The following is a 5,228-nucleotide window of genomic DNA, read 5'->3' as shown; positions in this document are numbered from 1 at the left end:
CGTCAGGCAAGCCATCCTCACCGCGCTCGCGCAGCCGCCCCCAATCCGTTGTCCCCACTGCCGCAGAACCCTCTCCGCTAAAAATCTGCCAAAGTAGTGCTAGACACGGAAGCCAAAACCGACGTGTGAGGAACGCCATGACCACCAAGCTCGACATCGCCCCCAACTCCAACCGCGAGCTGGTTCTCGCCCGCATCATCGATGCGCCGCGCGAGAACGTCTATCGCTGCTGGACCGAGCCGAACCTGTTGACGCAATGGTTCTCGCCGAAGCCGTGGACGACGCCGCGCGCCGAAATGGATGTGCGGACCGGTGGCTCCACCCTTGTGGTCATGGCCGATCCCGACGGCAAGGAGTTCCCGAATCCAGGCATCTTCCTCGAAGTCGTACCAGGCAAAAAGCTCGTCTTCACCGATGCCTATACCAAGGCGTGGGAGCCGTCCGAAAAGCCGTTCATGACGGTCGTGCTGACCTTCGACGACGAGGGCGAGGGCAAGACCCGCTACATCGCCCGGGTTGCGCATTGGTCGGTCGCCGACCGCGAACAGCACGAGAAAATGGGTTTTCACGACGGCTGGGGCCAGTGCGCCGAACAGCTCGAGGAGGTCGCCAAGCTACTTTGATGCACAAGCGACTTTGATGCAAACGAGAGAGGGAGACTGATATGTCCAGATCGATATTTTTTGCCATTTTCGCCTCGGCCGCCGCGCTCTTTGCCGCGCCGGGCACCATCAACGCAGAGGAGGCCAAGCCTGCCATGACGACCGCAACCGCAACACTGCCGAAGCCGCAAAAGTCCGGCCTGCTGCCGATCAACGGCCTGAACTATTATTACGCCGTCCATGGCAAGGGCGAGCCACTGCTTCTGCTGCATGGCGGTCTCGGCACAACCGACATGTTCGCGCCGATCCTGCCGAAGCTTACCGAAGACCGCACCGTCATCGGGGTCGACCTGCAAGGCCATGGCCGCACCGCGCTCGGCGACCGGCCGCTCAGCTTGGAGGCGATGGGCGACGACATGGCGGCGATCGTCAAGGCGCTCGGCTACGACAAGGTCGACGTCATGGGTTATTCGCTGGGTGGGGGCGTCGCCTTCCGCATGGCCGTGCAGCATCCCGACGTGGTGCGCCGGCTCGTCCTGGTCTCGACCGGCTACGCCGCGGACGGCTTCTATGCCGAGATGCGTGGCCAGCAGGCACAAGTCGGCGCAGCGATGGCCGACATGATGAAGGACACGCCGATGTACAAATCCTACGTCGCGGTCGCGCCGCATCCGGAGGATTTTCCGAAACTGCTCGACCAGCTCGGCGCCTATATGCGCAAGGACTACGATTATTCTGCCGACGTGCCGAAGCTGAAAATGCCGGTCATGCTGGTGTTCGGCGACAGTGACATGTACCGGCCCGAGCACGAGATCAAGTTCTACCAGATGCTTGGCGGCGGGTTGAAGGACGCCGGCTGGATGCGCGAGAACCTGTCGCAAAACCGCCTGGCGATCCTGCCGAACCGCACTCATTACGACGTGTTCTTCGCGCCGGAACTGACAGCTGCCGCGCTGCCGTTCCTCAATGGCGAGACCAAGGTCAAGACTTGGGATGAGGTCGTCAACGAAACGAACTGACGTCCAGTCAATTGGCTGCCGGCCGTCTCCCGCGAGATGGCCGGCATTTCGTTGATGAGGCCTTGGCGCGGCGCATCCAGCCGATCGCCCATCGGCCCGGATCACAGCTTTAGATGACGCCATCAAAGCTTTTCAATTGACGGTGCCACGCCTGTCGATAGGTATCGCCTATCCTCGCAGGAAGGGACATGGGCGATGGCAAGATATCAGGGCGGGTGTTTGTGCGGTGTGGTGCGCTACCATGTCGAGGCGACACCGATCAATGAGCGCGTCTGCCATTGCCGGCTCTGCCAGAAGGCACTGGGTGCCGCCTTCAACGCGCGCGTGCTGTTCCGCATCGACGATGTGACGGTCGACGGTCCGCTGGCGACGGTGAATTCCTCGCCCGATCTCAAGCGTGGCTTTTGCCCGCGTTGCGGCACGACGCTGTTTTCCCGGCGCGATTCCGCCGGCATCATCGGCATCACGACCGGCTCGCTCGATGATCCTTCGGTGTTCAGGCCTGAGATGCATATCTGGACCGCCTCGAAGCAGCCCTGGGTCCAGATCGACGACGGCCTGCCGCAATATGAAGGCGCGCCACCTCCGGCTTGAGGTGAAGTCTGGGTAAAATTTAATCCAAAGCGACACGAGATAGCCGGCAAAGCGTCATTGGCGGGCCATCATTGCTGCCCATCTATTGCGTGCGGGCGGCAGTCGAGGAGGCGACGGAATGAACGACAGCATCAACACCCTGGACGAGCTCTTGAGTGATCCGATGATCAAGCTGGTGATGGAGCGCGACCGCGTGCAGCCGGCAGAACTTCGCACGCTGCTCGAGGAAAAGGTCCGCCGGGCGGACGATGATGTGGCGGTCAACGATCGTTTTGTACCGCCGGCCCACCTTATGGCCACGACCTGCCACAAGCTGTGGCTTTGCGGCTAGGTCTTGAAGCGGTCAGCCGGAATTTGCCGGCAAATAGCTGTAATGGCTGCGGAAATAAGCGAGCCTGAAGCCGAGGCGCGCATAGTTGCGATACGCCGGCCCGTCGCGTTCGCACTGCCGCGCCTCGATGTCGGCCACGAACAGTTTTGCACCGGCCGCAAGTCCGTCGCGCACCATCGCTTCGCCGAGCATTGCATCGAGGTCGAAGCTCGGCGCCATGATGCCGGGCACCGGCGCGTCGATGCCGCTCCAGGCCATGCCGTCGGCACCGATGAACATCGAGCGCACCGCCGCCACCGCGCCGTCCCGCCGCAGCATATAATGATGCCAGCCGCGTCGGCCGGCCAGCGCTAGCAACCATGGTGAGGTCGGCAACCGATATTGGCTGTCGATGAACCCAGCCCATTCCCTTGCCGTTGCCGACGTCACCCGCTCGACCGAGACATCCTTCGACGGGAAAAGCGGCTCCGTTGGCAATGGCGTGGCGTCGCGAAAGATGCGTTCCCAACCGCCCTGACGCTGCAGGCCGCGTGCCTCGAGCCAGCAGCTGAGCGTCGCGGGCTCGGTATGCGGATTGGTGTAGAACCAGGGCCGCAGAATACCGGCCTCGCGATAATGCGCCAGAAGCGCGTCGAGCCGGCTCTCGGTGGCAGCGCTATCGACACCGAGATTCTTGACGCAGTTGAAATGGATGAACGGGATCGTCGTGCAGGTGGTCCAGACGAGATCGCCATCTTCGGCGATGGCAAGGCCTTGCCTTGCGGCAAAGTCTGCCGGGGCGGCGCGATAGAGATCGAGCCAGGCATTGACCTCGGCGCGTTCGATAACGCGGCTGAGATCGCGCGATATTTCGTCGATCCCGATGGCGGGCGAGCGTGGCTCGGGCGGGGCTACGGGCTGCAATTCTGATAGGGCGGCGGGCTGCATGACTTCCTCCCAAGTATGGCCTTACACCGTAAGATTAGTGGAGACTAATCTCATGCCGTGAGTTGTCAAGCGGGATTGCGAGGCAGCCACGTGGTCGAACGTTGGGGGATGGCGCACCCCCGTCCGGGCGAACGTTCCGATGCAAACCCCCTAACAATTCGATTCAAACTTTGTTGGTAGTTTCTTGTTAGGAATCCAGCTTGGTTTGTCCGACGGCGTTGTCCTGCCTTCGGTCTGTTGTGTTTTGCGTACAGGTCCAGATGCGGTTATCAGGCGTCGTCATCTTTTCGATCGCAGCGCTGTGCCTTGCCGGCTGCACGTCGACCTCCGGCGTCGATGCGCTGCAAGTGCCGTCCGGCGAGACCACCAGCTCGGTTGTGCGGCCACCCGCGCCGGTGGCATCCGTGGCGAAGACTGATGCTGCGCCCGCTTTTGCCGAACAGGAGCACGACGAACAGCCGGTCGCGATGAACGTGCCCGATCAGGACATCGAACCGCCGGCCGAGGTCATCGCGCTGATGTCGCCGCCGAAGCGGCTGACACGCGCAGCACCGGCGATGCTTGCCGAGCCGGTCACGCGCTATGGTTTTCGCGACGCCAAGCCGATCAATTTCGGTAAGTCCTCCTCGCCGAGGCGCCTTGCCGTCCATGGCGTCGACGTTTCGCGCTGGCAGGGCAATGTGAACTGGCAAAAGCTGCGCGCCCAGGGCGCCAACTTCGCCTACATCAAGGCGACCGACGGCGGCGATCATATCGACCCGATGTTTACCAGGAACTGGCGCAATGCCGACGCCGCCGGCCTGAAGCGCGGCGCCTATCACTTCTTCTACTGGTGCCGCACCGCCGGCGAGCAGGCCGACTGGTTCATCCGCAACGTGCCGAGGGTCGAGGGCGCGCTGCCGCCGGTGATCGACGTCGAGTGGAACGGCGAATCCAGCTGCAAGCGCCGCCCGTCGCGGCAAAAGGTGCTGGAAAAGATGCAGGTGTTCATGGACAAGCTCGAGCGCCACTACGGCCAGCGCCCGATCATCTACACCGCGCCCGATTTCTACCGTGACAATCTGCGCGGCGCCTTCCCCGATTATCCATTCTGGCTGCGCGCCGTGGCCGCGCATCCGTCAAAGGTCTATCCCGGCCGCAAATGGCTGTTCTGGCAATATTCCGGCTCCGGCCTGTCGCACGGGGTGAGGGGCCGCATCGACCTCAACGTGTTCCATGGCGATGAGCGGGCATGGCGCGACTGGGTTGGCGGCCGGCAGATGGTAGCGGAGGCGGAGTAGCGGCAGCTCTTGCCTTCTCCCCTTGTGGGCCTGTTGCGTAATTCGCTGATTGTGATTCTCTGAGACGAAGCTCGGAGGGAATCGCGATGGCAGTGAAGCAGATGGGCCAGTTGAGCTTGGCGGAGGCTTTTCTGGGCGGCAAGTTGGCTGGCGGTTCTTCACCGCTTGATCGATTGTCGGGTCTGGTGAAGTGGTATCGCTTCGAGAAGCTGCTCAACCCGCTGCGCGATGGCGGACCCGGACGGGCAGCTTGGCCACCGCTGGTTCTGTTCAAGGCGCTTTTGCTGCAGTCACTCTACGGCCTGTCGGATCGCGAACTTGAGGAGGCGCTTGGCGACCGGCTGTCGTTCCGGCGCTTTGTAGGGCTCGGGTTGGAGGAGAGCGTTCCCGACCACACGGTGCTTTCGCGTTTTCGCAATCTGCTTGTCGGCGAAGGGCTGCTGGAGAAGCTGTTTGGCGAACTGGACCGGCAGTT

Annotated in this window: 6 protein-coding genes and 2 pseudogenes; 7 read left to right on the top strand and 1 reads right to left on the bottom strand. The window is 62.5% G+C overall.

The window, feature by feature from the left end:
• Nucleotides 1-137: 137 nt before the first annotated feature.
• The 4 genes from NKJ84_RS32780 (at nt 138) to NKJ84_RS32765 (ending at nt 2,546) form a co-directional block, all read left to right on the top strand.
• Nucleotides 138-623, top strand: coding sequence for an SRPBCC family protein (locus NKJ84_RS32780; RefSeq protein ID WP_352509966.1), 486 nt, complete (start codon nt 138-140; stop codon nt 621-623).
• A 41-nt stretch (nt 624-664) separates the two neighbouring features.
• Complete coding sequence (locus tag NKJ84_RS32775; RefSeq protein ID WP_352509965.1) at nt 665-1,621, top strand: alpha/beta fold hydrolase; 957 nt, start codon at nt 665-667, stop codon at nt 1,619-1,621.
• A gap of 195 nt (nt 1,622-1,816) precedes the next feature.
• Complete coding sequence (locus NKJ84_RS32770; protein ID WP_352509964.1) at nt 1,817-2,215, top strand: GFA family protein; 399 nt, start codon at nt 1,817-1,819, stop codon at nt 2,213-2,215.
• 118 nt (nt 2,216-2,333) lie between these two features.
• Nucleotides 2,334-2,546, top strand: coding sequence for a hypothetical protein (locus tag NKJ84_RS32765; protein ID WP_023717422.1), 213 nt, complete (start codon nt 2,334-2,336; stop codon nt 2,544-2,546).
• 12 nt (nt 2,547-2,558) lie between these two features.
• Here the strand turns inward: NKJ84_RS32765 and NKJ84_RS32760 are convergent, their stop codons facing one another.
• Complete coding sequence (locus NKJ84_RS32760; RefSeq protein WP_352509963.1) at nt 2,559-3,473, bottom strand: hypothetical protein; 915 nt, start codon at nt 3,471-3,473, stop codon at nt 2,559-2,561.
• A gap of 260 nt (nt 3,474-3,733) precedes the next feature.
• On the opposite strand from NKJ84_RS32760, the pseudogene NKJ84_RS33360 reads away from it, so the two are divergent.
• From NKJ84_RS33360 to NKJ84_RS32750, 3 genes and pseudogenes are all read left to right on the top strand, one after another.
• A pseudogene (locus tag NKJ84_RS33360) lies at nt 3,734-3,877 on the top strand (glycoside hydrolase family 25 protein); the annotation flags it as partial.
• Nucleotides 3,878-3,967: 90 nt separating this feature from the next.
• Nucleotides 3,968-4,753: pseudogene (locus NKJ84_RS32755) on the top strand (glycoside hydrolase family 25 protein); the annotation flags it as partial.
• An 86-nt stretch (nt 4,754-4,839) separates the two neighbouring features.
• A partial coding sequence (locus NKJ84_RS32750; RefSeq protein WP_352509961.1) for a transposase occupies nt 4,840-5,228 on the top strand: 389 nt, incomplete at its 3' end.

The sequence above is a fragment of the Mesorhizobium sp. M0048 genome, from assembly GCF_040323405.1.
GTDB lineage: Bacteria > Pseudomonadota > Alphaproteobacteria > Rhizobiales > Rhizobiaceae > Mesorhizobium.
This window is presented reverse-complemented; position numbering and strand designations above follow the sequence as displayed.